Here is a 25,647-nt window from a genome sequence, read left to right on the forward strand (position 1 = left end):
GGACTCAGATGCCGACCTTGATGCGCGTGAAGCGCTTCAGGCTGACACCGGCCTCGGCCAGGACCTTCTCGACGGACTTCTTGTTGTCCAGCGCGTACGGCTGTCCGAGGAGGGTCGCCTCCTTGAAGAAGCCGTTGACGCGACCCTCGACGATCTTCGGGAGCGCGGCCTCCGGCTTGCCCTCGGCGCGGGTGGTCTCCTCGGCGACGCGGCGCTCGGCCTCGACGACCTCGGCCGGGACGTCCTCGCGGGACAGGTACTTCGGCGCGAAGGCGGCGATGTGCTGGGCGATGCCCTTGGCCAGCTCGGCGTCGGCCTTGTCCAGCTCGACCATCACACCGATCTGCGGCGGCAGGTCGGGCATGGTGCGGTGCATGTACACGGAGACGAAGGCACCCTGGAACTGCGCGAAGCGGTCCAGGACGATCTTCTCGCCGAGGTTGGCGTTGGCCTCGTCCACGTACGCCTGGACGGTCTTGCCGGGCTCGATCTCGGACGCGAGCAGCGCGTCGAGGTCGGCCGGGGAGGTCGCGGCGACGTGGGCGGCGAGCGCGTTGGCGACGGCCTGGAACTTGTCACCCTTGGCGACGAAGTCCGTCTCGCACTTCAGCTCGACGAGCACGCCGGAGGTCGCGTCCTCGGAGACGAGGGAGACGACGGCACCGTTCTCGGCGGAACGGCCCTCGCGCTTGGCGACGCCCTTCTGGCCCTTGATACGCAGCGCCTCGACGGCACCTTCGACGTTGCCGTCGGCCTCGTCGAGCGCCTTCTTGCAGTCCATCATGCCGGCGCCGGTGAGCTCACGGAGCTTCTTGACGTCAGCGGCGGTGTAGTTCGCCATGAGTCTGTGTTTCTCTCTCGGAGTCTGAAAGATCTACGGGTGGACGGCGGGGGCGGTGCCTGTGGCACCGGCCCCCGCCGTCTTCAGCCGTGACGGGTGTCAGGCCTGCTCGGCGTCCGCGGCCGGGGCCTCGGCGGCGGGGGCCTCGGTGGCGGCCTCGGCGGCGGGGGCCTCGGCGTCGGCGACCTTCTCGGTCTCGGCGGAGGACTGGACCTCGGCGTCGGCCTTCTTGTCGCCCTCGAGCAGGTCACGCTCCCACTCGGCGAGGGGCTCGCCGGCGGCCTTCTCGCCCGGCTTCGAGTCGCCGGTCGCGGCGCCGGAGCGGGCGATGAGGCCCTCGGCGACGGCGTCGGCGATCACGCGGGTGAGCAGGGTGACGGAGCGGATCGCGTCGTCGTTGCCCGGAATCTTGTAGTCGACCTCGTCGGGGTCGCAGTTGGTGTCCAGGATCGCGACGACCGGGATGTGGAGCTTGCGCGCCTCGCCGACGGCGATGTGCTCCTTCTTGGTGTCGACGATCCAGACGGCGCTCGGCACCTTCTGCATCTCGCGGATACCACCGAGGGTCTTCTCCAGCTTGGCCTTCTCGCGGGAGAGAACCAGGAGCTCCTTCTTGGTGAGGCCGGAGGCGGCCACGTCCTCGAAGTCGATGAGCTCAAGCTCCTTCAGACGCTGAAGGCGCTTGTAGACGGTGGAGAAGTTGGTGAGCATGCCACCGAGCCAACGCTGGTTGACGTACGGCATGCCGACGCGCGTCGCCTGCTCGGCGATGGCCTCCTGGGCCTGCTTCTTCGTACCCACGAACATGATGGAGCCGCCGTGCGCGACGGTCTCCTTGACGAACTCGTAGGCGCGGTCGATGTACGACAGCGACTGGAGCAGGTCGATGATGTAGATGCCGTTGCGCTCGGTGAAGATGAAGCGCTTCATCTTCGGGTTCCAGCGACGGGTCTGGTGACCGAAGTGGACGCCGCTCTCCAGCAGCTCCCGCATCGTGACGACGGCCATGGCCGTTCTCCTTGAGGTGCTCGGTTGTCGCGACCGCGGGTTTGCAGTCGCGCCTGACGCCCCGACGCGCCGTGCCACGAGGGACCGAGGAGCGCGGCCACCTCCGCGAAGAGGGAGGTGGCGGGGCGTGCGAAGTCGACCCGGTGACCCGGATCGCCAGAAGAAGTGTACGGGACCCGTCGGGTGCCGGGTGACGGCGCTGTCCACAACCGGCCGGTAGTCCACAGATTTCGTCCATGATCCCCATGAATCGGACCGGCCGTGGACCGTGGGGGTATGCGATCCACCACCGACCGTGACCAGTCCCGCCGCCGGCGCCCGACGCGTCTCCTGCTCGTCGGCCTGCTCCTGGCCCCTCTCGCCTGCCTGCCGGCGTCGGCGTACGGCGGCTCCCCCGCCGCGCCGGTCCCCCGGGCCGCCCCCATCGGCCCCGGGGCTGTTCCCGTACGGGCCGAGACCCCCTCGGCCCCGGCTCCCCCTCCCGGCTCCCCCGCCCCCTCCGACTCCACCGGCCCACCCGGTCCGGCGAGTCCCGAACCCTCCGGTCCCGCCCGCCCCACGAGCGGGACCGGCTGGCCGCTGGCCGGGCGGCCTGTCGTCCTGCGCGGCTGGGAGCCGCCCGCCACCCCGTACGCGCGCGGCCACCGAGGGGTCGATCTCGGTGCGGTTCCGGGCGCCGACGTGCTCGCGGCCGCTTCGGGCCGGGTGTCCTTCGCGGGGAGCGTGGCGGGGCGCGGGGTGATGGTGATCGAGCTGGCCGGAACGGGCGATCCGCCGCTGCGGACCACTTACGAGCCGGTGCGCCCGCTGGTGGCGAAGGGCGACGAGGTCACGACGGGCCAGGTCGTGGGAGCCCTGGCGGCCGGGCCGTTCCACTGCGCGGGCGGCTGTCTGCACTGGGGGCTGCGCCGCGCCGACGCCTACCTGGACCCGCTGTCGCTGCTGCCGCCGGAGCTGCTGCGGCGGGGGCCGTCCCGGCTGCTTCCGGTCTTCGGGGTGCCGCTGCCCGAACCCTCGGCGGAGCCGGGGTCTCAGCCCTCGATGGCGCGGGCGCCCCGGACGCCGTCGAGGATCATCGCGACGGCGGTGTCCGCGATCACGGCGGGCTCCTCCGCCACGGTCAGTTCGATACGGCGGACGGCCGCGTCGACGGAGCCCTGGAGCAGCATGGCGGCCAGTCGGGGCTCGTCGTGTCCGAGATCGGCCAGGGCCTCCACGATCATGGCGATCAGACCGCCGTGCGCGGCCCGGATCTTCTCGCGCGCGCCCGCGTCCAGCTCACTGGCGGAGATGGCGACGACGGCCCGGTGACGCCGGTCCCCGACGAGGTCCAGTTGGCGCCGGACATACGCCTCGATCTTGGCCTCGGGCGTCGCAGCCCGGTCCATCGCGCTCTCGACCTCGGCCGCCCAGACGGGGAAGTCGACGGCGCAGAGTTCCTCGACGACGGCGGCGCGTGACCGGAAGTACTCGTACACGGACGAGCGGGCCAGGCCCGTACGTTCGGCGAGGGCGGGGAAGGTCAGTGCTTCCGTGCCCCCTTCGGACAGCAGGGAGCGCGCTGCGTCCAGGAGGGCGCCGCGCTGCATGGTCCGGTGCTCGGCCACGGAGGCCGCTCGAATCCTGGGCACCCGTCCACTCTACGGCGAGCGGTACCGGTGAGGGGGCGGGCGGTACCGGCCATTGGCCGAAGCGTCCGCGGACCCGGCGGCGGGCCGGGCGGTCTCAGCGCCCGGCGTCGGCCAGCTTGGCGCGCAGTTGCAGCACCGACTTGGTGTGGATCTGGCTGACCCGGCTCTCGGTGACCCCGAGGACGTTGCCGATCTCGGCGAGGGTGAGGCCCTCGTAGTAGTAGAGCGTGACGACCGTCTTCTCGCGGTCGGGCAGGGTGTTGATCGCGCGGGCCAGGAGCCTTCTCAGCTCGCGGTCCTCGGCCACCTCCACCGGGTTGTCGGCGGCGGTGTCCTCCAGCGTGTCCATGAGGCTGAGCCGGTCGCCGCCCTCACCGCCGACATGGAGGAGTTCCTCCAGCGCCACGACATTGGCCAGGGACAACTGGCTGAAAACAGCGTGCAGTTCCTCCAGGGCGATGTCCATCTCGGCGGCGACCTCGGACTCCGAGGGGGTACGCCGCAGCTTGGCCTCCAGCGTGGCGTAGGCGCGCTCCACGGCACGGGCCTTCTGGCGCACCGAGCGCGGAATCCAGTCCAGTGCCCGGAGTTCGTCGATCATCGCGCCGCGGATGCGGGTGATCGCGTACGTCTCGAACTTGATCGCGCGCTCGATGTCGAACTTCTCGATCGCGTCGATCAGTCCGAAGACCCCGGAGGAGACGAAGTCGGCCTGCTCCACGTTGGACGGCAGTCCCACGCTCACCCGGCCGGCGACGTACTTCACCAGGGGTGAGTAGTGCAGGATCAGCTGCTCCCGCAGCCGCTCGTCGCCCGTGGTCTTGTACGAGCGCCACAGTTCGTCGAGGGAGGACGGGGCAGGAGGGCGCACAGTGCCACGCGCAGCCGGTGGTACTGCCGCGCGGTCAGACCCGGAGGTGTGCTGGGGCATGTGGTGCCTTGAGCCGTTCTGCCGTGACGTGCTGGGGGACTTGTGCCTGTGCCGGAATCCTCGTGAGCGTAGCGTGACTGGATTGTCGCGGTGCGCGCAGGATAAGGGATCGGGTCCGTGCGCCTCCCGGTGAACGGACGTGGACCGGCGTACGCCGCCGGGCGCGGCGGCGCACCCGGGCGGCGACATGACGGGTGGCCGGGGCGGCCGACCGGTGCGCCGGCCCCGGGGGCGTCGCCGAAGGATCCACCGAGGTCATCGGCATCACCTTTTCACCCGAATGCTCCAGGTCAAGTACCGCCTCGCCGCGCGTCGCCATTGCGCGTCGACGGTCGCGTCAACCGCCATCCCTCGCCTTCGCGTTCGACGAACCCCAGTGAGTGCAGTTCGTACAGCTTGCCGAGCGCCTCGTCCGCGCTCGTTCCCGCGCCGCGCGCCACCTCGCGCGCGTCGGCGCGGCCGCGCCCCGGCAGTGCGTCAAGTACCCGCCTGCCGACGGGATCCAGCTGGTCGCGGGGGAGCAGGGGGCCCCGCCGCGCGGGCGCCAGTTCACCGATGTCCCCGACCAGTTCGACGACTTCGTCGGCATCGGTCACCAGCACGCCCTCGCCCCTCAGGAGTTCGTGGACCCCGGCCGAGAGTCCGCTCGTGGCGGGGCCGGGCACGCCCATGGTGAAGCGGCCGAGCTGCCGTGCGCGACGCGCGGTGACCAGGGAGCCGCTGCGGTGCTCGGCCTCGACGACGACGGTTCCCCGGGTCAGCGCGGCGATGACCCGGTTGCGGAGGACGAATCTGCCGCGCGTCGGGTGGTCGCCCGGCGGCAGTTCGCTGACGACGAGGCCCTGGTCGGCGACGCGTCCGATCAGTTCGGCGTGGCCGCGCGGGTAGGGGACGTCCACACCGCAGGCCAGCACCGCCATGGTCGCTCCCCCGGCGGCCAGGGCTCCCCGGTGCGCGGCCCCGTCGACGCCGAAAGCCGCGCCGGAGACCACCACCCACCCGCGCTCGGCGAGCCCCGCGCCGAGCGTGGTCGCCATGTGCGCCCCGTACGGGGTGCAGGCGCGGGCGCCGACGACGGCGACCGAGCGCAGCGCCCACAGCCGCAGATCGGGCGTGCCGCGCACCCACAGCCCGATGGGCGCGGCGTCACCGAGGTCGTCGAGCTGAGTCGGCCACTCCCGGTCCCCCGGGCAGACGAAGCGCCCGCCGGCCGAGGCCAGTGCGGCGAGGTCCCCGCCCGGCCGGGCGGTCTCGGCGCGCAGCCGGTATCCGGCGAGCCGCCGCGCGCTCATCCCGGCCAGCCGCTCGGCCGATCCGTCCCGGTCCGCGATCCGCCGTATCAGCTCCACCGGGCCGTGCTCCCGCAGCCACCCTCCGGCCCGTACGTCCCCGGGCTCCACGATCCGGCTCAACGCCGCCCGTGCCCAGCGGTCCCGGCCGGGGCAGCGGTCACCGGCCTCACCGGACGGCCCGTGTCCCGCCGTACCGGCGGTCCCGGCGCCCTCGCCCCACGCGCCCGGAGCGCCGAAGAGCCCTCCCCCGCCGTCGCTCGCGCATCCCTCCGCGCGACGCTCCGTCATGACGCCCTCTCCATCGGGACTCCGCGCGAGATCCCGGTGCGCAGTTCCAGGGCCACGGCGACGTCCGAGGCGTCCGGCCGGTCCGCCTCGCGCAGGTCGGCGACCGTCCAGGCCACCCTGAGGACGCGGTCCAGTCCGCGTGCCGTGAGGATGCCGCGCTCCATGTCGCGTTCGGCGGCCAGCATCGCGCCCGGCGCCGCCGTCAGCCGGGTCCGCAGCTCGTGCCCCGGCACCTCGCTGTTGGTGGTCCACGGGGTGCCCGCCAGCCGTTGTGCCGCCCGCTCCCGGGCCCGCCGCACCCGGGCGGCGACCGTCTCCGACGACTCGCCCCGGCCGCCCCGGCCCATCAGGTCCTCGCGTCGGACCGGATCGACGACGACCCGCAGGTCCACCCGGTCCAGGAGCGGCCCCGAGAGCCGGGCCCGGTAGCGGCGGATCGCCGAGGGCGGGCATTCGCACCCGGCGCCGTTGACGGTGTGGCGCCCGCAGGGGCACGGGTTGGCGGCGAGCACCATGAGGAACCGGGCGGGCAGCCGGACCACCCCGGCGCTGCGGGCCACCACCACGTGCCCCGACTCCAGCGGCTGGCGCAGCGCGTCCAGGGCCCGTACCGAGAACTCGGGTGCCTCGTCGAGGAAGAGGATGCCGCGATGGGCCAGGGAGACCGCGCCGGGGCGCGGCAGCCCGTTGCCTCCGCCGACCAGGGACTGCATGGTCGCCGAGTGGTGCGGGGCGCAGTAGGGCGCGCGGGAGATCAGGGGTTCGTCCGGTGGGAGGATGCCCGCCACGGAGTGGACCGCGGTGACCTCCAGGGATTCCTGTCGGCTCAGGGGCGGCAGAATGCCGGGCAGCCGCTCGGCCAGCATCGTCTTGCCGGCGCCGGGCGGCCCCGACAGCAGCAGATGGTGGCCGCCCGCCGCCGCGACCTCCAGGGCCGTGCGCGGGCACTCCTGTCCCGCGACGTCCGCCAGATCGGGACGGCCTCCCTCCCCGGGCTCCGGACCCCGCTGGAGTCCGGTCCCCGTGCCGGCGCCCGGGATCATCAGTCCGGCGAGCATGGGGTCGGGGCGCCCCTGCTCGTGGGGGCGCGCTTCGTCGGGCACCGGTTCGTCGCACAGGATCGCGACCAGCTGGCGCAGGCTGCGGACGCCGAGGACGGAGACCCCGGGCACCAGCGTCGCCTCGCCCGCCGTCTGCTCGGGGACGACCACCTGCCGGTATCCGGCCTCGGCGGCGGCGAGCACCGCGGGCAGGACGCCCCGCACCGGCCGCACCCGGCCGTCCAGTCCCAGTTCCCCGATCATCACCACATCGGCGATCGACGCGGGCGGGATGCGTTCGGCGGCACCGAGCACGGCGCAGGCGACGGCGAGATCGAAGCCCGAACCACTTTTGGGCACCGAGGCCGGTGACAGACCGACCGTGAGTTTCTTCTGCGGCCACTGGGCGCCGGAGTTGACCACGGCCGCCCTGACCCGGTCCCGGCTCTCCACCAGGCTCTTGTCCGGCAGTCCCACCAGGGTGAACGTCGCCACCCCGGCCTCCAGGTCCGCCTGGACCTCCACCACCACGCCCTCGACGCCGACGAGCGCCACCGAGCAGGCACGGGCGAACGCCATCAGGCCACCCCCCGCACGTGCTCGGCCCGCGGCGCGCCGCGCCGGGGCAGCACCACGCCGACCAGGTCGATCCGCACCCCGCCCGGCGGCGGTCCGCCGCAGCGGGCCAGCCAGAGTCCGGCCAGCCTCCGCAGGCGGTCCGCCTTGACCGGGGTGACCGCGGCCATCGGATGCTCGAACGCGCCCGTCCTGCGGGTCTTCACCTCACAGATGACGAGCGCGTCACCGTCCTTCGCGACGATGTCGATCTCGCCGGCGCGACAGCGCCAGTTCCGTTCCAGTACGGACATGCCCGACTCGGTCAGCAGCCGCGCCGCCAGATCCTCGCCGTACCGCCCGAGTGCGCTCCGTGCGTTCATACCGGCACCACCTCCGGCACCGACTGTGACGCCTCGGACCGCCCTCAGTGGATCTTGGTGGACAACCCGGCCGTTGTGGACAACTCAGCCACCCGGAAGTTCGAGATCGCTCTTGTTCAGCTCCTCGATGTTGACGTCCTTGAACGTCAGGACGCGTACCTGCTTGACGAAACGTGCGGGCCTGTACATGTCCCAGACCCAGGCGTCCGCCATGGACACCTCGAAGAACACCTCGCCCTGGACCGAGTGCACCTGCATCTCGTAGTCATTGGTGAGGTAGAAGCGCCGTTCGGTCTCGATCACGTATTTGAACAGACCGACGACATCGCGGTACTCCCGGTAGAGCTTCAGCTCCATCTCGGTCTCGTACTTTTCGAGGTCCTCGGCGCTCATTGGCATGTTCCCCTTCAGCCGTGCGTTCCCCCATTGTGCGCCGACCGCCGGGCTTCCCGGGTCGCTCAGGCGATTTCGGGGGCCAGGACCAACGGCGTACGCGGAGGACCCTCGTCGAGCAGCGTGCGCAGCAGCTCGGCGAGTCTGGTCGGGTACACCGTCTCACGCGCCGCCGACAGTTCGGCGGAAGTCCACCACCTCAGACCCGTGACAGTGCGGCGTTCCAGTCCGGTCTGCCCACTGGTGTCCGTCGTGGTCTGTTCCGTGCGCGCCAGGAAGTACCACTCGTCCTGCTCCCAGCGCCGCCCGTCGAACGGGAAGGAGCACATCCGCCGCCAGAGCACCGGGCCGAGTTCGACGTCCGTGATCCCGGTCTCCTCGGCCAGTTCGCGCAGGGCGGCCTGCTCGTGGGTCTCGTCGCCCTCCAGGCCGCCTCCCGGGGTGAACCACCAGGTGCTGGCCGGGTCCTCCGGTTCGAAGCCGTGCATCAGCAGGATGCGGTCGTCCGGGTCGAGGAGCACCAGACGGGCGACCTTGCGGATCTCAGCGGGCATCGGTGGCCGCCGTCCGCCGCTGGTTCCGCTTCGGGCCGCTGCCACGGGAGCGGGCGGAGCGCGCCGCGAGCGGCCCGTACACCGCGCCGCCGAGAATGAGCACCACCCCGGCCACCATCGCGCCGAGCTGGAGCTTGATCGGGCCCTCGGTGGAGATCCCACCGGGGAGCGCCGCGAAGGAGGAGGGCCGCCCGATCATGCTGCCCAGCGGCCAGGCGACGGCGTCCACGCGGGCCGTCACGGCGCTGCGCGGCACCGAGCCGTGTGCGGCGTCCTCCAGGTGGACCCGGGAGTCCAGCGAGGACCTGCGGTCGTCGCCCAGGAGGAACAGGCTGCCCCGGGGCACCTCGGCCGTGAAGTCGTTGCCCGAGGCGGGGTCCCCGGAGCGAAGATACGGTTCTTCCACGGGTATCCCGTTCACCGTGAGCCGGCCGTCCTTGCCGCAGCAGGCGATCTTGTCGCCGCCGACCCCGACGACACGTTTCACCATCGGCGTGGCGCCCCAGGTGGGGTCGGTGAAGACCACCACGTCGCCGCGGCGGACGTCGTCGCCGTCCACCCGCTGCGCGAGCACCCGGTCGCCCGCCTCGACGGTGGGCGTCATGGACGCCGTCGGGACCGTGTACGGGCGGTACACCACGGCTCCCCAGGCGAAGCCGCCGAGGAAGAGCACACAGCCGACGGCCACGGCCAGTCCCGACAGTCTGCTGCCGAGACGGCCGCGGCCGTCACCCGTACGTCCTGTTCCACTCATCGCAGCGTCCCCCATCGGAGATCGACAATCGCTGATCCGAGTCGGCACCCTACCCGGCGGTACGCCCGCCGGTCAGCCTCCGCCGGCGCCACAACACGAGGGGCAGCGCACCGGCTACACCGAGTGCTCCCGGGGCCAGTCCCATCGCCGCGTTGATCCCCGGCTGGTCGAAGGTCTTCGGGATCGGCAGCGTCGCCCAGCGGTTGACCGGCCATGCGATCACGAACGCCCGGCCGACCACCTCGTCGTTGGAGACGGTGCCGCCGCCCGGGAGTTCCTGGTGGTAGCGCGAGTCCAGCGAGTTCTGGCGGTGGTCGCCCATCACCCAGATCCGGCCCTTGGGCACCTTGATCGGCCCGAACGGCTCGTCGTTGCAGGGAGTGTTGCCCTCGAAGATGTAGGACTTGTCGTCCAGCGCCTTGCCGTTGACCGTGACCGGACCGTTCTTCTTGCACTCCACCGTGTCACCGCCCACCGCGATGACGCGCTTGATCAGGTCCTTCTCCTCGGCCGACGGCATCAGACCGATGAAGCTGAGGAACTTCTGCACCACGTTCGGCTCGGGGGTCTGGCTGTCCTCCAGCCAGCCGCCCGGATCGTGGAAGACGACGACCTCGCCGCGCTCGGGCTCCGAGCCGAACCACGGCGTCAGCTTGTCCACGAGCACCCGGTCGCCCCGCTGGAGCGTGTTCTGCATCGAGTCCGAGGGAATCGAGAACGCCTGCACCAGGAAGGTCTTGATCAGCAGCGCGAGGATCAGCGCGATGCCGATGAGCAGGGGCAGCTCCTTCCAGAAGGAGCGGGGCTTCTTCTGCGCCGTGCTGCCGCTGCCCGGGGAGTCGCCGTCATGCTCCGCCGAGTCCGCCGCGTCCGCCGTCGTCCCGGCGGGCTCGACATTCCCCACGCCGTCCGGCCGGTCCTCGGGTTCGTCGTGTCCGGATCGTGCGCCGACCGCCAAATCCCCCACATCCACTCCTTATTCCGTGCCACCGCCTGCGCCCCAGCCGGTGCAGGCCCACCACTCCCATAACGAGCGGGAGTTCCGCAGGGGTCGGGAGCCGGATCATTCCGTTGGGATCCTCGGACACACTATTCGACTGCGCGGCGCCCGCCGCCGTCCCGGCGCGCGGGTCCGGCACCCCGGAGAACGCCGAGCGTTCCTCCAGGTGGCGCCAGTGCCCGAACGGCCAGGCGATCACCACGGCCCGTCCCACCACGGCATCCTCCGACACGGTGCCATCGGCCGTCTTGTCCAGGTGGAAACGTGAATCGGCCGAATTGGACCGATGATCCCCCATGACGAAGATTCGCCCGGCCGGAACCTTTACCTCGAATTTGATCGTGGACGGAGAATCGCCGGGAAATACGTAGGGTTCATCGATCGCCACTCCGTTGACGACGAGCCGGCCGTCCCGCTCGCAGCACCGCACGGTGTCTCCGCCGACGGCGACCACCCGTTTGATCAGGTCCTGTTCGTCGTCGGAGGGCAGCAGGCCGACGAAGGTCAGCGCCTGCTTGATCTGCTTGATCACGACGGGCGAGTCCGAACCGCCGCTCTCCACCGGATTCGGCGGCGGCCAGTCGGACGGGTTGTTGAACACGACGACGTCACCGCGCTGCGGCTTGGACCCGAACCAGGGCGTCAGCTTGTCCACGAGCACCCGGTCACCGATCCGGATGGTCTGCTCCATCGATCCCGAGGGGATCACGAAGGCCTGCACCAGGAACGTCTTCAGGACAAGGGCGATCAGCAGCGCCACGGTGATCAGGAGCGGAATCTCCCGCACCGCCGACCGGCGCCGCTTCCGCTTCACCTTGCGGGCCAGTCTGCGGCGCTCGGCCCGGGTGGGCAGTGAGCGCGACGCCGCCGGACCGGGGCCGGCGCCCGCCGGCGCCCCCGGTTCGACCGTGCCGGGCCGTCGTCCCCGGTTACCCACGGCTCGCCCCGGCCGCGGCCGTACCGTCGAAGGCCCGGGTTCCGGGCACCGAGCCCACGCGGCCCAGCGGCCAGCCCAGCCAGTCCGCCCGGCCGATCACCCGGTCCACCGGCACCATGCCGCCACCGGGCTCGCCCAGATGGTCGCGGGAGTCGCGGGACTTACCGCGGTGGTCGCCCATCATCCACAGCGTGCCGTCGGGCACGACGATGTCGAAGGGCGCCCGGGACGGTGCGTCGCCCGCGTACAGATAGTCCTCGTCCACCGGCCGGCCGTTCACCTCGACCCGTCCGCGCCTGTCGCAGCAGACCACCCGGTCACCCCCCACGCCCACCACCCGCTTCACGAAGTCGGTCTCGGCGGGCTCCGCGAGTCCCAGGGAGGCCGCCGCTCCGTGCAGCAGCCCGACGACGGGATTCTCCTCGGGCGGCTCCTGGACGAAGGAGCCGGTTCCGTCGAAGACCACCACGTCACCGCGCTGGGGTACGGAGCCGAAACGGTACGCCAGTTTGTTGACGAGCACCCGGTCCCCCACCTTCAGCGTAGGTTCCATCGAGTGGCTCGGGATCAGGAAGGGCTGCACCACGAAGGTGCTGATGAGCAGCACCGCCACCGCACAGAAGACACCGAGGGCGAGGGTGCGGCGCCATGACAGCGAGACGGGGATCCGGCTCCGGATACGCGAGGAGCGCGGCCCCTCCTCCGGTCCCGTCTCGGGTTCGGAGGAGCGGTCGCGCTCCTGGGGCTCAGCTTCCGTGTCCATCGGGGCCAGAGCTTAACCGGCCGTCCTGTGGACCAGGGAGTCAGCTCAGCGGTCGCGCTTCTCCTTGATCTTCGCGGCCTTGCCGCGCAGCTCACGGAGGAAGTACAGCTTGGCGCGGCGGACGTCACCGCGGGTGATCAGCTCGATCTTCTCGAAGATCGGGCTGTGCACCGGGAAGGTGCGCTCGACGCCGACGCTGAAGGAGACCTTGCGGACCGTGAAGGTCTCGCTGACGCCCGCGCCCTGGCGGCGGATGACGATGCCCTTGAACTGCTGGATACGGGAGCGGTTGCCCTCGATCACGCGCACGTGGACGTTGACGGTGTCGCCGGGGCGGAACGCCGGGACGTCGGTGCGCAGCGATGCGGCGTTGACGTCGTCGAGCAGGGAAGCCATGGTGTCTGCTTTCTTCGCCGATGCCACAGGTCATCGACGGGACGGGTGATGAGTTCGGGAATGCCGTTCACGTCGGACGGGCGTCGTTCCCCCTGTGGCAGGGGCGCACGCGGACGTACAGCAGCGGCCTATTCTTCCACGGCCTGCGGCCTGCGCCAAAATCGGCCACCGGGCTCCGGCGACCAGCCCAGGATCGAGAGCATCTCCCGGTCCTTCTTGTCGAAGGCCGAGGCCTCGCAGCGTTCGATCAGATCGGGCCGGTGCAGGGCCGTACGACGGAAGGCCTCGTCCCGGCGCCAGCGGGCGATCTTCCCGTGGTGGCCGCTGAGCAGCACGTCCGGGATCCCCCGGCCGCGCCACTCGGGCGGTTTGGTGTAGACGGGCCCCTCCAGCAGATGGGCCATCGCGCCCGGGGCGAAGGAGTCGTCCCGGTGCGATTCGGCGTTGCCGAGGACGCCCGGCAGCAGCCGCGCCACCGCCTCCGTGATCACCAGCACCGCGGCCTCGCCGCCGGCCAGCACATAGTCGCCGATGGACACCTCGACGACCGGCATACGGGTGGCGTACTCGTCCATGACCCGGCGGTCGATGCCCTCGTAGCGGGCCGGGGTGAAGATCAGCCAGGGCCGCTCGGAGAGCTCGACGGCCAGCTCCTGGGTGAAGGGCCGGCCGCTCGGCGTGGGTACCACGAGCACCGGGGAGTGCGCCCCGGACTCGTAGCCGTCCGCCAGGGCCTCGTCCAGGGCCTCGCCCCAGGGCTCGGTCTTCATGACCATGCCGGGGCCGCCGCCGTAGGGGGTGTCGTCGACCGTGTGGTGGCGGTCGTGCGTCCAGTCCCGCAGGTTGTGCACCCGCACGTCCAGGCGTCCGGCCGCGCGGGCCTTGCCGACCAGCGAGACGTTCAGCGGTTCCAGGTACTCCGGGAAGATCGTGACGACGTCGAGGCGCATCAGCGGCCGTCCCCGGTCTCCGGAGCGGCTCCGTCGGCCGGTTCCCCGTCGCGCGAGGAGGCGACCACGGCCTGGCTGTCGTCGATGAGGCCCGGCGGCGGGGTGATCACCGCGCGCTGTTCCTCCAGGTCGATGCCGGTGACGATCTCCTCGACGAAGGGGATCATCACCTCGCTGCCGTCCGGGCGCTCCACGATGAACAGGTCCTGCGAGGGCAGGTGGCTGATCTCACTGATCCGGCCGATCACGGTGCCGTCGTCGAGCACCACGTCGAGGTCGATGAGCTGATGGTCGTAGAACTCCTCGGGGTCCTCCGGGAGCTCGTCCGGGTCGACGTCGGCGATCAGCAGGGTGTTGCGCAGCGCCTCGGCGGCGGTGCGGTCCCGTACGCCCTCGAAGCGCAGCAGCAGCCGTCCGCTGTGCACCCGGCCGGTCTCGATCGTCAGCGGCCCGGCCGGGGCCGGGTCGGTGCGGAGGACGGCGCCGGGGCCGAGCCGCAGTTCGGGCTCGTCCGTGCGCACCTCGACGGTGACCTCGCCCTTGATGCCGTGGGCGCGGCCGATCCGCGCGACTACCAACTGCACCTTGTGTCTCTCCTGTCGTACGACAACGGGCCGGGGTGGGCACATGCCCTCCCCGGCCCGTCGCCGGTGTTCAACGTGTCAGCGGACCTGGTCCACATCGACGAGGTCGACGCGGATACCGCGGCCGCCGATGGCGCCCACGACGGTACGCAGCGCGCGTGCGGTGCGGCCGTTGCGGCCGATCACCTTGCCGAGGTCGTCGGGGTGGACCCGGACCTCCAGCACGCGTCCACGACGCAGGTTGCGCGAGGCGACCTGCACGTCATCGGGGTTGTCGACGATGCCTTTGACGAGGTGCTCGAGAGCCTCCTCGAGCATGCTCAGGCCTCGGTCGCCGCGGCCGCGTCAGCAGCCTCGTCGGCCTTCTTGTCGGACTTCTTGGCCTTCTGCGTGATGGCCTCGCCCTTGGACTCCTCGCCGCCGTCCTTGGTGAGGGCCTCGAAGAGGGCACGCTTGTCGGCCTTCGGCTCCGGCTGCAGCAGCGGCGCGGGGGCCGGGAGGCCCTTGTGCGCCTGCCAGTCACCGGTGAGCTTCAGGATCGCGAGGACCGGCTCGGTCGGCTGGGCGCCGACGGACAGCCAGTACTGCGCACGCTCCGAGTTGACCTCGATGCGCGAGGGGTTCTGCACCGGGTGGTACAGACCGATCTCCTCGATGGCCCGGCCGTCACGGCGGGTACGGGAGTCGGCGACGACGATGCGGTAGTGAGGCGAACGGATCTTGCCCAGACGCTTCAGCTTGATCTTGACTGCCACGGGAGTGGTGTCTCCTGGTCTATGACGTGGTTGGGCACAACGAAGATGCCACGTGGGGTTGCGGTACTCGGGTGCCCGATGGACGCGTCAGCCGGAGGAGAGAGGGGTCCTGTGCGACTGTCGAGTACAGCTAGCCATTGTGCCACACCCCATCGGCTCACCCCACCGCGACCGCCGCTTCCGGGATCCGGAACGGCTTTCCGCAACCTCCGCAGACGATCGGCGCCTGGGCGAGGACCGAGGGGACCACGCGCACATTGCGGCCGCAGTCGCAGACCGCCTTGACCCGCACGCCCCCTCCGGAGGAGCCGTGCCGGGCCGCGGGCCCGCGGAAGGAGCGCTTGGTGTCGGCGGCGGTGGCGACCGTGTGCGCCTTGAGGGCGCGCTGCAGCCGTTCCATCGTCGGCCGGTACCGGCGCTTGGCCTCCGGGTTCAGCGTGACCAGCGAGAAGCCGCTGCTGGGATGCGGCTCCTCGGCGTGGTCGAGGCCCAGCTCCTCGGCGATCGCGAGGAACCGGCGGTTGTGGTAGCGGCCGGCGCGCGAGGTGTCCCGGACACCTCTGGCGGCGGCGATGCCGTGGACTGCCTCGTGGAGCAGTCGCTCGAAGGAGAGTTCGGCGCCGCAGGCGGACGAGGACTCTCCGATCAGGGACTCGGGTGCGGCCAGATCGGGCAGCTCGGGGTGGTACCGCTGAATGTCGGCCCACGCCTGCGCCAGCTCTGCGGCAAGTACAGGTGGTGTCGTGCTCACGTCGTGACCAACGAGCGCGGGGCCCTCGGTGTTCCGATTCCGGGCCATCCCAAATATTTTGCACGTACCAGTCAGTCGCCGTTGATGCGTCGCGACGAGGGCGGGTGCGCTGATCTGCGGAGAAGCCGCACAGCTCGCACCAAGCCGGTACGTAGCGTCGCGTACGCCCGAGCGCGCGGAAATGGCGTACGCCCCCCGCGAACCCCCGCGCCTCCGGCGCCCGGGGGCCTCGGGGGCCCGTCGCCGGGAAGGGCCACGACCCTACCCCCGGTACGGAACGCCCGACGTGCCCGCCCGGCCGGACCGGGTGAGACTGGGACCGCGGAGCGGGGCGGCCCGACTCCGCGTACCCCTGTCCCGGCGGCGCTCCCGCACGGCGCGCTCCCACCGGCGCCCCCGCGGGCAAGCACCTCCCGCAGACCCCTGGACGCGGCGCCGGATGCGCAGTTCCCTGGCATACGGGGGAACGCAGGACGGGGAGAGAAAGGCGCGGAGCAGGACAGCGGGGGCGACTTCCGGACAGGCGGACCGGCCGGCACGACCCGGCGGACCGGCCCGCAGGACCGACCGGCACGACCGGCATCTCGGCGGATTGGGGCGCATTCCATGACACGAACGCTCGTCCGGCACCACCCTCGGACGGAGCCCTCCGCGACCGCGGACAGCGGCTCCCGGGCCCGCGACTGGGCCGAGATCCAGGAACGGATGCTGGCCCCGCTCTACGAGGCGGTGTACGCGCGCCTCGATGTGGGACCCAGCACCCGGATGCTTTCCCTGGGCTGCGGCTCCGGGCTCGCGCTGCTCATCGCGGCCGGCCGCGGGGCCCAGGTCACCGGCGTCGACACCGACCATGAACGCCTCGCCCTCGCCCGGACGCGGCTGCTGCCCGCCCCGGACGCACCGCGGTCCCCGGTGTCCTGCGCCCCACTGCTGCGGGAGTCCGTGCCCGCTCCGGACACCGTCCCGGAACCGTACGGCCTGATCACCGCCTTCACCCCGATCGGCTGCGCCGAGGGCGACGACGACGCGCTGGTGCGGGCGCTCGACGCGGCCGTGCCCTCGGCGGGCCGGCGCTCCTCCGTCGTCCTGACCGGCTGGGGGCCGCCCGAACGCTGCGCGACCGAGGCGGTCCTGCGCGTCGCCGGCCGGCTCGCCGGGCGGCCGGGAACCCCCCGGGGCGCGCGGCGGGACGATCTGGAGAACGTGGCCTCCCGGGCCGGGCTGAAGCCGGACGGTTCGGGACGGGTGGCCTGCCCCTTCGGCTACGCGGACCTGGACAGCGCCGTCCGGGGTCTGCTCTCGACCCGTCTCTTCGACGCGGCCGTGCACGCCACGGACCGCACCCAGGTCGAGAAGGAGGTCGCGGAGGCCCTGCATCCGCATCTGCGCGACGACGGCACGGTGTGGATGCCCAACGTGTTCCGCTACCTCGTCTGCACGACGTAGCCCCGGCCGAGCCCCACGGCGGCGGACGGGCGGTCCCGGCTCCGTGTCACGTCGGCGGGCCGGCGGTCCCGCCCTGCCTCACGGCGGCGGACCGGCGGTCCCGGCCGCGCCTCATTTCGACAGACGGGTGATCCCGGCCGCCCGGTAGGCCTCCGCCTCGTCGAGCGTCTCGTTCGCGAGGAGCGCCGAGGCCAGGGCGTCCAGGCGGTCCCGGTTCTCCCGCAGCAGCCGGCACGCCTCCTCGTAGCACTCGTCCACGATCCGGCGCATCTCGCCGTCCACCGCGTCCAGCGTCGCGGGCGCCGCCGACAGGCCGTAGGCCTGCTGGGCGTCGCCCGGGATCGCCGTAAGACGGCCCACCCGCTCGCTCATGCCCCAGCGGCCGACCATGCCGCGGGCCATCTGGGTCACCTGTTCCAGATCGCTCTCCGCGCCCGTGGTGATCACCCCGAAGACCACCTGCTCGGCCGCCATTCCGCCGAGCGCCCCGATGATCCGCCCGCGCAGGTACTCCTCGGTGTAGGCGTACTTGTCGGCGTCCGGCGTCGAGAGGGTGACGCCCAGCGCCCGGCCGCGCGGGACGATGGTCACCTTGCGGACCGGGTCCGCGCCGGGCTGGACCATGCCCAGCAGGGCGTGACCGCTCTCGTGGTACGCCGTCCTGCGGCGCTCCTCGTCCGACATGACCAGCGCGCGCTCCGCGCCCAGCTGCACCTTCTCCAGGGCGTCCGAGAAATCGGCGGCGTCCACCTGCGACTGCCCGCGCTTCACCGCGAGCAGCGCGGCCTCGTTGGCGAGGTTGGACAGGTCGGCGCCGGTCATCCCCGGGGTCGTCCGCGCCACCTGGGCCAGGTCCACGTCGCCGGCCATCGGGATCCGGCGGGTGTGGATCTCCAGGATCGCCTCGCGGCCGCTCCGGTCCGGCGGGCTGACCTGCACGATCCGGTCGAAACGGCCGGGCCGGGTGAGGGCCGGGTCCAGCACGTCGGCCCGGTTGGTCGCCGCGAGGACCACCACCCCCTCCGAGCCGGAGAAGCCGTCCATCTCGGTCAGGATCTGGTTGAGCGTCTGCTCGCGCTCGTCGTGTCCGCCCATGCCGGAGCCGCCGCCGCGCGCCCGGCCGATGGTGTCGATCTCGTCGATGAACACGATCGCGGGGGCCACCTTGCGCGCCTCGGCGAACAGCTCCCGCACCCGGCCCGCGCCGACCCCGACGATCATCTCGATGAACTCCGAGGCGGAGGCCGAGAAGAACGGCACCCCCGCCTCCCCCGCCACCGCCCGTGCCAACAGCGTCTTCCCGGTGCCGGGCGGCCCGGCGAGCAGCACCCCGCCCGGCATGCGGGCGCCCATCTTCCGGTAGGCGTCGGGGTTCTTCAGGAAGTCGACCACGTCGTTGAGCTCGCCCTCGACCTCGTCGATGCCTGCCACGTCCTTGAACGTGGTCCGCTTGGCGCCCTCCAGTTCCACCGGTTTCGGAGGCGCCTTCCGTCCGAAACCGCCCATCCCGCCGCCCATCCCGCCGCGCGCCATCCGCCGGGCGATGAACACCCACAGCAGGACCAGCAGCAGCATCGGTGCCAGCGAGATCAGCAGATTGGCCAGGAAGCTGCGTTCCTTGACGACCGGCTCGGCGGTGACGGTGACATCGTCCTTGACCAGCTCGGCCCAGAGGTTGTCGTCGGCGAAGGCGGGCCGCTGGGTGACGAACTTGGTGTACGTGTCGTCGGTGCCGGGCGCCTTCGCCTTCTTCTTCAGCTGCCCCTGGATGGCATCGCCCTTGGAGTAGATCTTGGAGACATTGCCCGAGGTCACCTGCTTGCTGAACTCGGTGTACGCGATCGTCCGCTCCTCGTCCCCGTTGAAGAACGAGAGCACCAGGTTGGCGATCACATAGACGGCCAGCGCGGTCAGCAGGAGCCCGCCCCAGCCGCCGGGCATCTTGCGGCCGGGGCTCGGGGGCGGCGGGGCTCCCTCGGAGCGCCAGGGCTGGTCCGTACGGTCGCGGGGAGGTACGGGATTGGTCACTCGCGACTCCTCTGCCGACGGCCTTTCAGCCGACATTAGGGGAGAAATACGGGCGAAGCCCTGCTCAGGGGCGGTCCGCTGGGCCCATGGAGGGACGTCCGGGTCTCGGCACGCCCGAGGGGGCGCCCGCCGTACGACGGACGCCCCCTCGGGGCCGGACGGGCGGGCCGCGGTCAGCCCATGAACTTCTTGAACTCGTCGGGCAGCTCGAAGTTCTGGCCGTTGCCGCCCGCCGGGAGGCCCGGAACGCCGCCCTGGGCCGCCTGCTCACGGCGGGCCGCCTCGGCCGCTTCCTCGGCCTTGCGCTTCATCGGGTTGCCGCTCTTGCGCTTGCCCTTGGCCTGCTTGACCTGCTTCTTCTGCCGGCCGGGACCACCGCCCATGCCCGGCATCCCGGGCATCCCCGGCATCCCGCCGCCCTGGGCCATCTTCGACATCATCTTGCGGGCCTCGAAGAACCGCTCGACCAGGTTCTTCACGGCGCTGACCTCGACACCGGAACCCTTGGCGATACGGGCCCGCCGGGAGCCGTTGATGATCGTCGGCTCGGCACGCTCCTTGGGAGTCATCGACTTGATGATCGCCGCGGTGCGGTCGACGTCGCGCTCGTCGATGTTGTTGATCTGGTCCTTGATCTGCCCCATGCCGGGCAGCATCCCGAGCAGCTTGGAGATGGAGCCCATCTTCCGGACCTGTTCCATCTGGGCCAGGAAGTCGTCGAGCGTGAAGTCCTTGCCCTTGCTGGACGCCAGCTTGGAGGCCATCTTGGCGGCCTCTTCCTGGCTGAAGGTCTTCTCCGCCTGCTCGATCAGGGTGAGCAGGTCACCCATGTCGAGGATCCGGGACGCCATGCGGTCCGGGTGGAAGGCGTCGAACTCGTCGAGCTTCTCACCGTTCGACGCGAACATGATCTGCTTGCCCGTGACATGGGCGATCGACAGGGCCGCACCACCGCGGGCGTCACCGTCGAGCTTGGAGAGCACCACGCCGTCGAAGCCGACGCCGTCGCGGAAGGCTTCGGCGGTGTTGACCGCGTCCTGACCGATCATGGCGTCGACGACGAAGAGGATCTCGTCCGGGCTCACGGCGTCGCGGATGTCCGCGGCCTGCTGCATCAGCTCCTGGTCGATGCCGAGACGGCCGGCGGTGTCGACGACGACGACGTCGTACTGCTTGGACCGGGCGTACTCGACCGAGTCCTTGGCGACCTGGACCGGGTCGCCCACCCCGTTGCCCGGCTGCGGCGCGTAGACCGCGACACCGGCGCGGTCGGCGACGACGCTCAGCTGGTTCACGGCGTTGGGGCGCTGGAGGTCGCAGGCGACGAGCAGCGGGGAGTGGCCCTGGCCCTTCAGCCAGAGGCCGAGCTTTCCGGCGAGCGTCGTCTTACCGGCACCCTGGAGACCGGCCAGCATGATCACGGTGGGGGCGGTCTTGGCGAACCGCAGCCGCCGGGTCTCGCCGCCGAGGATGGCGATCAGTTCCTCGTTGACGATCTTGACGACCTGCTGCGCCGGGTTCAGCGCCTGGGAGACCTCGGCGCCGCGCGCCCGCTCCTTGACCTTGGCGATGAAGGACCGGACGACGGGCAGGGCGACATCCGCTTCGAGCAGGGCGATACGGATCTCGCGCGCCGTGGCGTCGATGTCGGCCTCGGACAAGCGGCCCTTGCCCCGGAGGTTCTTGAAAGTCGCGGCAAGGCGGTCGGAGAGAGTATCGAACACGGCGCTCGTCGGTCCTCAGGGTCGGGGGCGGTCGGACAGTCCTCCCCAGGGTATCCGGACGCCGGGGAAGGCATAGCCCTCGCCCGGTTCTCGTGACGGACGTCCTCGGGGGCGGCCGGGGTCAGCCGAGCGCCTTCTCGACCTCCTGGGCCAGCTCCGCCGCCCGTTCCGGCGACAGCGGCGCCCCCTCGGCGTCCGTGACGTAGAAGGCGTCCACGGCGTTCGCCCCGAGCGTCGAGACGTGGGCGCTGCGGACCCGTACGCCGCTGCCCTCCAGCGCGTGGCCGATCCGGTGCAGCAGACCGGGGGCGTCCTGTGCGCGGACCTCGATCACGGTGGCCAGGCGGGAACCGGCGGCGGCGACGGTCACCCGGGGCGGTGGGGCCTTCATCCCGCGGCGGCGCGGATAGGCGGCCTCGCGTTCGGCCAGGCGCGCGCGGATGTCCAGGGAGCCGTCGAGGGCGCGGACGAGGTCGGCGCGCAGCCGGGCGGCCTGGGGCAGCGAGCCGTACTCGGCCGCGACCCGCCAGCTGAGCAGCAGCACCTCGCCCGGTCCGCCGAGTTCGGCGGGGAGTTCCACTGCCCGCAGATCGGCGGCGCGGACGGTGAGCCGGTGCAGGGCGAGGACGCCCGCGGCGGCGGGCAGGACGCCGGGGCGGTCCGGGAGCGCGATGAGGAGTTCGACGCCGACGGGTTCGGGGGCGCCGTCCTCGGTGGGGGTCTCCGGCCGGGTGTGCAGGGCGAGGACGGGTTCGCCGGTGCGCAGGGATTCCACGGCCAGGCGCTCGTGCTCGGCACCGGGCTCGGTGGGGCCGGGCTCCTCGGGGGCCTCCCCCGCCAGGACGGCCGCGACGCGTGCGACCAGGTCCGCGACGAGCGAGGCGCGCCAGGCGGACCAGGCGGCGGGTCCGGTGGCCAGGGCGTCGGCCTCGGTGAGGGCGTGCAGCAGCTCCAGGGTGGTGGTGCTGCCGACGGCGTCCGCCACGGAGCGGACGGTGGCCGGATCGTCGAGATCGCGGCGGGTGGCGGTCTCGACGAGCAGCAGATGGTGGCGTACGAGGGTGGCGACGACGCCCACGTCGTGCTGGTCGAAGCCGATGCGGGCGGCCATGTCGCGGGCGATGACCTCGCCGGCGACGGAGTGGTCGCCGGGCCAGCCCTTGCCGATGTCGTGGAGCAGGGCGGCGATCAGCAGGAGGTCGGGGCGGCCGACGCGGCGGGTGAGGGCACAGGCGCGGACGGCGGTCTCGACGAGGTGGCGGTCGACGGTCCAGGTGTGGACGGGGTTGCGCTGGGGGCGGCAGTGCACGCGTTCCCAGTCGGGGAGCAGCCGGGTGATCAGCCCCTCGGCCTCCAGTGCCTCCCAGACGGGGACGGTGGCCTCGCCCGCGCCGAGCAGGGTGACGAGCTCCTCGCGGGCCTCGGCCGGCCAGGGCACCGGGAGCGGGGCCGCGACGGTGGCGAGACGGCGGACGACGTGGCGGGAGAGCGGCAGCTCGGACTGGGCGGCCGCGGCGGCGGCGCGCAGGACGAGGACCGGATCGCGTTCGGGACGGGCGGTGCGGGCGAGGACGGCCTCGCCGTCGGACTCGACGACCCCGTCGGCGAGCGGGGTGCGGTCGGTGGCCGGGGCCGCCCGTCCGCCGAGCATGGCGCGCAGCCGGGGCCTCACGGAGCGGGCGCGCAGCACCCGGTTGACCTCGCGCCAGGTGACGTCGGTGGCGTACGAGACGGTGCGGGCGGCCTCGTAGACCTGACGCAACAGGGCGTCGGCGTCGAGGAGGCCGAGTGCCTCGGCGACCTGGTCCTGTTCCTGGAGGGCGAGGCGGTCGGTGGCGCGGCCGGTGCTGAGGTGGAGGGCGTCGCGGGTGTCGAGGAGGACCCGGCGGGCCTCGGCGAGTCCTTCGCGGGGGGCGTCGGCGACCCAGGAGGCGGCGACGGCGCGCAGGGCGGTGGCGTCGCGCAGTCCGCCCCGGGCCTCCTTGAGGTCGGGTTCCAGGAGGAAGCGCAGCTCGCCCTGGCGTTCGGCCCGTTCGCGGCAGAGTTCGTCGAGGGCGGGGAGGCGTTTGGGGGCCTGGTTGCGCCAGTCGGCGAGGATCGCGGTGCGCAGCGAGGCGACGAGGCCGAGGTCTCCGGCGACGGGCCTGGCGTCGAGCAGTCCGAGCTGGACCTTGAGGTCGTCGGCCGCGGCGCGGCGGGCCTCGGCCGGGGTGCGGACGGAGTGGTCGAGGGCGAGTCCGAGGTCCCAGACGGGGTACCAGATGCGGTCGGCGAGGGCGGCGACGGCCGCGGGGTCGGCGTGGCCGTCGTGCAGGAGCAGGAGGTCGAGGTCGCTGCGCGGGGAGAGTTCGCCGCGTCCGTAGCCGCCGACGGCGACCAGGGCGGCGCCCCGGACGCCGGCGTGTTCGGCCGCGGCGGCGAACAGGCCGGTCAGCCAGGTGTCGGTGAGGGAGGCGAGGGCCGCACGGCGCGGCGGCCCGGACCGCTCCTCCTGCTGGAGGAGGAGCAGCCGGGCCGCCGCGTAGCCGCTGGGTCCCGATTCCCCGGATTCGGTGGTCGTTTCGGTGCTCGTCACCCAGCTGCCCTTCCGTGTGCGGTTCAGTCGGTCAGAGTGCGTCGGGGCCGCGTTCGCCGGTGCGGACCCTGATCGCGGTCTCCACCGGGACGCTCCAGACCTTGCCGTCGCCGATCTTGCCGGTCCGGGCCGCCTTGACGACGACGTCGATCAGCTGGTCGGCGTCCTCGTCCTCGACGAGGACCTCGATGCGGATCTTGGGGACGAGGTCGACGGTGTACTCGGCGCCCCGGTAGACCTCGGTGTGGCCGCGCTGGCGCCCGTAACCGCTGGCTTCCGTGACCGTGAGGCCCTGGACGCCGAAGGCCTGGAGGGCCTCCTTGATCTCGTCGAGCCGGTGCGGCTTCACGACGGCGGTGATGAGCTTCATGCGTCCACCTTCTTGTTGGTCGGGGCGGTGGTGCCGGGGGCGGGGGACGCGGTGCGGGACGCCGCGCCACCGCCGGCGCCGCTGAAGTCGTACGCCGTCTCGGCGTGCTCGACCTGGTCGATACCGGAGATCTCGTCGTCCTCGTCGACGCGCATCCCGATCGTCCGGTCGAGCAGGAAGGCGAGGACGGCGGAGACGACGAGGGAGTAGGCGAGGACCGCGACGACACCGACGGCCTGCTTGCCGAGCTGGTCGAGGCCGCCGCCGTAGAAGAGGCCCTTGGCGTCGGACTGGACCCCGCCGGTGGCGAAGAAGCCGATGAGCAGGGACCCGGCGATACCGCCGACGAGGTGGACGCCGACCACGTCGAGGGAGTCGTCGTAGCCGAACTTGTACTTCAGGCCGACGGCCATGGCGCACAGCACACCCGCGACGGCTCCGACCGCGATCGCGCCGAGCGGGCTGACCGCGCCGCCGGCCGGGGTGATGGCGACGAGTCCGGCGACGGCGCCGGAGGCGGCGCCGAGCGTGGTGAACGAGCCGTGGCGGAGCTTCTCGTAACCGAGCCAGGCGAGCATCGCGGCGGCGGTGGCGACCTGGGTGTTGACGAACATGACCGCGCCGACGCCGTCGTCGTTGCCGAGCCAGGATCCGGCGTTGAAGCCGAACCAGCCGAACCACAGCAGACCGGCGCCGAGCATGACCAGCGGCAGGCTGTGCGGCCGCATCGGGTCCTTCTTGAAGCCGACGCGCTTGCCGATGACGAGGATCACGCCGAGGGCCGCGGCTCCGGCGTTGATGTGGACGGCGGTGCCGCCGGCGAAGTCGATGACGCCCAGCTCGAAGAGCCAGCCGCCCGCGCCCCAGACCCAGTGGGCGACCGGGAAGTAGACGACGGTGACCCAGAGCGTGATGAACAGCGCCCAGGAGGTGAACTTGACCCGGTCGGCGAGGGCACCGCTTATCAGGGCCGGGGTGAGCACGGCGAACATCAGCTGGAAGACCGCGAAGACGTAGACCGGGATGGTGTAGCCGTCCCAGAGTTCCGTCACACCGATGCCGCTGAGGCCGACGAAGTCCTGGCTCCAGCCGATGAGGGAACCGGCGTCGGTGCCGAAGGCGAGGCTGAATCCGTAGAGCACCCACAGGATCGTCACGATCCCGAGGCTGATGAAGCTCATCATCAGCATGTTGAGCGTGCTCTTGACGCGGACCATGCCTCCGTAGAAGAAGGCCAGGGCCGGGGTCATGAGCATCACCAGGGCCGAGCAGATGAGCATGAACCCGGTGTTGGCGGCGGACAGCGTCGGGGCGTCTGCTGCAAGCGTCGTGATGCCTGGGGGCATCGGCGTCTCCTCGTCGTCGGTGCGGCCGCGTGCGGGCGATGGGGGGCACATCCACGTGCGGGACCACTGGGGAAAAGGTGCGGGCCGTTATGAGCCATGAGGTTCGCCCAGCGCCGTTTCCACCGATGCCGCACGGTGTTTCGCGGCAGTGACCAAGAGGACCGGTGTGTTACGTCCCCATGAACCGCCCGTGCCGGGTCCGCGCTCGGGCCCACTCTGCGGCCCGGGCCGCATACGGTGCGGTTACGACGCACCCGTGAGGGAACGACCACACGAACCGGCCACGGCGACCACCCGCTGACCTGGCAATCGGGGGAGCCGAAGTCGGTCCGTGCGGGGTGGCCGTCGTGGC

The 25,647-nt window shown here is 71.8% G+C and carries 25 protein-coding genes and 1 pseudogene; 2 read left to right on the plus strand and 24 right to left on the minus strand.

All coding sequences use genetic code 11. The features are described 5' to 3' along the window. Positions 1 to 4: 4 nt before the first annotated feature. Together tsf and rpsB are read right to left on the minus strand one after the other, a co-directional pair. The gene (gene tsf, locus ACFVDM_RS25010; RefSeq protein WP_383644195.1) at positions 5 to 841 is read right to left on the minus strand and encodes a translation elongation factor Ts; all 837 of its coding nucleotides are present in this window, start codon (positions 839 to 841) and stop codon (positions 5 to 7) included. 99 nt (positions 842 to 940) lie between these two features. Continuing rightward, complete coding sequence (gene rpsB, locus ACFVDM_RS25015; RefSeq protein WP_383644198.1) at positions 941 to 1,849, minus strand: 30S ribosomal protein S2; 909 nt, start codon at positions 1,847 to 1,849, stop codon at positions 941 to 943. 276 nt (positions 1,850 to 2,125) lie between these two features. Here rpsB and ACFVDM_RS25020 point away from each other — a divergent pair. Continuing rightward, positions 2,126 to 2,722: pseudogene (locus ACFVDM_RS25020) on the plus strand (peptidoglycan DD-metalloendopeptidase family protein); the annotation flags it as partial. A 158-nt stretch (positions 2,723 to 2,880) separates the two neighbouring features. Here ACFVDM_RS25020 and ACFVDM_RS25025 read toward each other — a convergent pair. The 17 genes from ACFVDM_RS25025 to ACFVDM_RS25105 all read right to left on the minus strand — a co-directional run bounded on the left by ACFVDM_RS25025 (position 2,881) and on the right by ACFVDM_RS25105 (position 15,806). After that, the gene (locus ACFVDM_RS25025; protein ID WP_383644588.1) at positions 2,881 to 3,456 is read right to left on the minus strand and encodes a TetR/AcrR family transcriptional regulator; all 576 of its coding nucleotides are present in this window, start codon (positions 3,454 to 3,456) and stop codon (positions 2,881 to 2,883) included. 118 nt (positions 3,457 to 3,574) lie between these two features. Continuing rightward, on the minus strand, positions 3,575 to 4,411 hold the full coding sequence (whiG, locus tag ACFVDM_RS25030; protein WP_383644201.1) for an RNA polymerase sigma factor WhiG: 837 nt from the start codon (positions 4,409 to 4,411) through the stop codon (positions 3,575 to 3,577). A gap of 290 nt (positions 4,412 to 4,701) precedes the next feature. Further along, positions 4,702 to 5,991: a DNA-processing protein DprA gene (dprA, locus tag ACFVDM_RS25035; RefSeq protein WP_383644204.1), complete on the minus strand. Its 1,290-nt coding sequence runs from the start codon at positions 5,989 to 5,991 to the stop codon at positions 4,702 to 4,704. Further along, positions 5,988 to 7,610 carry a YifB family Mg chelatase-like AAA ATPase gene (locus ACFVDM_RS25040; protein WP_383644207.1) on the minus strand — a complete coding sequence of 541 codons (1,623 nt, stop codon included), beginning with the start codon at positions 7,608 to 7,610 and terminating at the stop codon, positions 5,988 to 5,990. Before ACFVDM_RS25040 ends, dprA begins: the two co-directional genes overlap by 4 nt. Continuing rightward, complete coding sequence (locus ACFVDM_RS25045; RefSeq protein WP_383644209.1) at positions 7,610 to 7,969, minus strand: YraN family protein; 360 nt, start codon at positions 7,967 to 7,969, stop codon at positions 7,610 to 7,612. Before ACFVDM_RS25045 ends, ACFVDM_RS25040 begins: the two co-directional genes overlap by 1 nt. Before the next feature lie 84 nt (positions 7,970 to 8,053). Next, positions 8,054 to 8,362 (minus strand): DUF2469 domain-containing protein, encoded by a 309-nt coding sequence (locus ACFVDM_RS25050; RefSeq protein WP_003965949.1) that lies wholly within the window; start codon positions 8,360 to 8,362, stop codon positions 8,054 to 8,056. A 65-nt stretch (positions 8,363 to 8,427) separates the two neighbouring features. Continuing rightward, on the minus strand, positions 8,428 to 8,916 hold the full coding sequence (locus ACFVDM_RS25055) for an NUDIX hydrolase (RefSeq protein ID WP_383644212.1): 489 nt from the start codon (positions 8,914 to 8,916) through the stop codon (positions 8,428 to 8,430). Then, positions 8,906 to 9,670 carry a signal peptidase I gene (lepB, locus tag ACFVDM_RS25060; RefSeq protein ID WP_383644215.1) on the minus strand — a complete coding sequence of 255 codons (765 nt, stop codon included), beginning with the start codon at positions 9,668 to 9,670 and terminating at the stop codon, positions 8,906 to 8,908. The genes ACFVDM_RS25055 and lepB (ACFVDM_RS25060) overlap by 11 nt, the downstream gene beginning before the upstream one ends. A 49-nt stretch (positions 9,671 to 9,719) precedes the next feature. Continuing rightward, on the minus strand, positions 9,720 to 10,628 hold the full coding sequence (gene lepB / locus ACFVDM_RS25065) for a signal peptidase I (RefSeq protein ID WP_383644591.1): 909 nt from the start codon (positions 10,626 to 10,628) through the stop codon (positions 9,720 to 9,722). Continuing rightward, complete coding sequence (gene lepB / locus ACFVDM_RS25070) at positions 10,516 to 11,607, minus strand: signal peptidase I (RefSeq protein ID WP_383644218.1); 1,092 nt, start codon at positions 11,605 to 11,607, stop codon at positions 10,516 to 10,518. The genes lepB (ACFVDM_RS25065) and lepB (ACFVDM_RS25070) overlap by 113 nt, the downstream gene beginning before the upstream one ends. Continuing rightward, on the minus strand, positions 11,600 to 12,370 hold the full coding sequence (gene lepB / locus ACFVDM_RS25075) for a signal peptidase I (protein WP_383644221.1): 771 nt from the start codon (positions 12,368 to 12,370) through the stop codon (positions 11,600 to 11,602). Before lepB (ACFVDM_RS25075) ends, lepB (ACFVDM_RS25070) begins: the two co-directional genes overlap by 8 nt. Positions 12,371 to 12,415: 45 nt before the next feature. Beyond that, a complete protein-coding gene (rplS, locus tag ACFVDM_RS25080) occupies positions 12,416 to 12,766 on the minus strand; it encodes a 50S ribosomal protein L19 (protein ID WP_383644224.1) in 351 nt (116 codons plus the stop codon). A 128-nt stretch (positions 12,767 to 12,894) separates the two neighbouring features. Then, the gene (gene trmD, locus ACFVDM_RS25085) at positions 12,895 to 13,716 is read right to left on the minus strand and encodes a tRNA (guanosine(37)-N1)-methyltransferase TrmD (protein WP_383644227.1); all 822 of its coding nucleotides are present in this window, start codon (positions 13,714 to 13,716) and stop codon (positions 12,895 to 12,897) included. Beyond that, positions 13,716 to 14,300, minus strand: coding sequence for a ribosome maturation factor RimM (gene rimM, locus ACFVDM_RS25090; RefSeq protein WP_383644230.1), 585 nt, complete (start codon positions 14,298 to 14,300; stop codon positions 13,716 to 13,718). The genes trmD and rimM overlap by 1 nt, the downstream gene beginning before the upstream one ends. 78 nt (positions 14,301 to 14,378) lie before the next feature. Further along, entirely contained in the window at positions 14,379 to 14,618 is a 240-nt protein-coding gene (locus ACFVDM_RS25095) for an RNA-binding protein (RefSeq protein ID WP_005311361.1), read from the minus strand. A 2-nt stretch (positions 14,619 to 14,620) separates the two neighbouring features. Next, positions 14,621 to 15,055, minus strand: a complete 435-nt coding sequence (gene rpsP, locus ACFVDM_RS25100) for a 30S ribosomal protein S16 (RefSeq protein ID WP_383644233.1) — start codon at positions 15,053 to 15,055, stop codon at positions 14,621 to 14,623. A 157-nt stretch (positions 15,056 to 15,212) separates the two neighbouring features. Continuing rightward, complete coding sequence (locus ACFVDM_RS25105; protein ID WP_097867061.1) at positions 15,213 to 15,806, minus strand: hypothetical protein; 594 nt, start codon at positions 15,804 to 15,806, stop codon at positions 15,213 to 15,215. Positions 15,807 to 16,412: 606 nt separating this feature from the next. Between ACFVDM_RS25105 and ACFVDM_RS25110 the strand changes: the two genes are divergently transcribed. Beyond that, positions 16,413 to 17,252: a class I SAM-dependent methyltransferase gene (locus tag ACFVDM_RS25110; protein WP_383644236.1), complete on the plus strand. Its 840-nt coding sequence runs from the start codon at positions 16,413 to 16,415 to the stop codon at positions 17,250 to 17,252. Between the two features lie 111 nt (positions 17,253 to 17,363). Here the strand turns inward: ACFVDM_RS25110 and ftsH are convergent, their stop codons facing one another. From ftsH to ACFVDM_RS25135, 5 genes are all read right to left on the minus strand, one after another. After that, positions 17,364 to 19,280, minus strand: coding sequence for an ATP-dependent zinc metalloprotease FtsH (ftsH, locus tag ACFVDM_RS25115; RefSeq protein WP_383644240.1), 1,917 nt, complete (start codon positions 19,278 to 19,280; stop codon positions 17,364 to 17,366). A gap of 173 nt (positions 19,281 to 19,453) precedes the next feature. Further along, entirely contained in the window at positions 19,454 to 21,004 is a 1,551-nt protein-coding gene (ffh, locus tag ACFVDM_RS25120) for a signal recognition particle protein (protein WP_383644243.1), read from the minus strand. A 121-nt stretch (positions 21,005 to 21,125) separates the two neighbouring features. Beyond that, the gene (locus tag ACFVDM_RS25125) at positions 21,126 to 23,579 is read right to left on the minus strand and encodes a [protein-PII] uridylyltransferase (protein WP_383644246.1); all 2,454 of its coding nucleotides are present in this window, start codon (positions 23,577 to 23,579) and stop codon (positions 21,126 to 21,128) included. Positions 23,580 to 23,610: 31 nt separating this feature from the next. Beyond that, positions 23,611 to 23,949 carry a P-II family nitrogen regulator gene (locus ACFVDM_RS25130; RefSeq protein ID WP_383644249.1) on the minus strand — a complete coding sequence of 113 codons (339 nt, stop codon included), beginning with the start codon at positions 23,947 to 23,949 and terminating at the stop codon, positions 23,611 to 23,613. Beyond that, positions 23,946 to 25,295, minus strand: coding sequence for an ammonium transporter (locus ACFVDM_RS25135; protein ID WP_383644252.1), 1,350 nt, complete (start codon positions 25,293 to 25,295; stop codon positions 23,946 to 23,948). Before ACFVDM_RS25135 ends, ACFVDM_RS25130 begins: the two co-directional genes overlap by 4 nt. Positions 25,296 to 25,647: the final 352 nt, after the last annotated feature.

This window comes from Streptomyces sp. NPDC057682, from assembly GCF_042799575.1.
GTDB lineage: Bacteria > Actinomycetota > Actinomycetes > Streptomycetales > Streptomycetaceae > Streptomyces.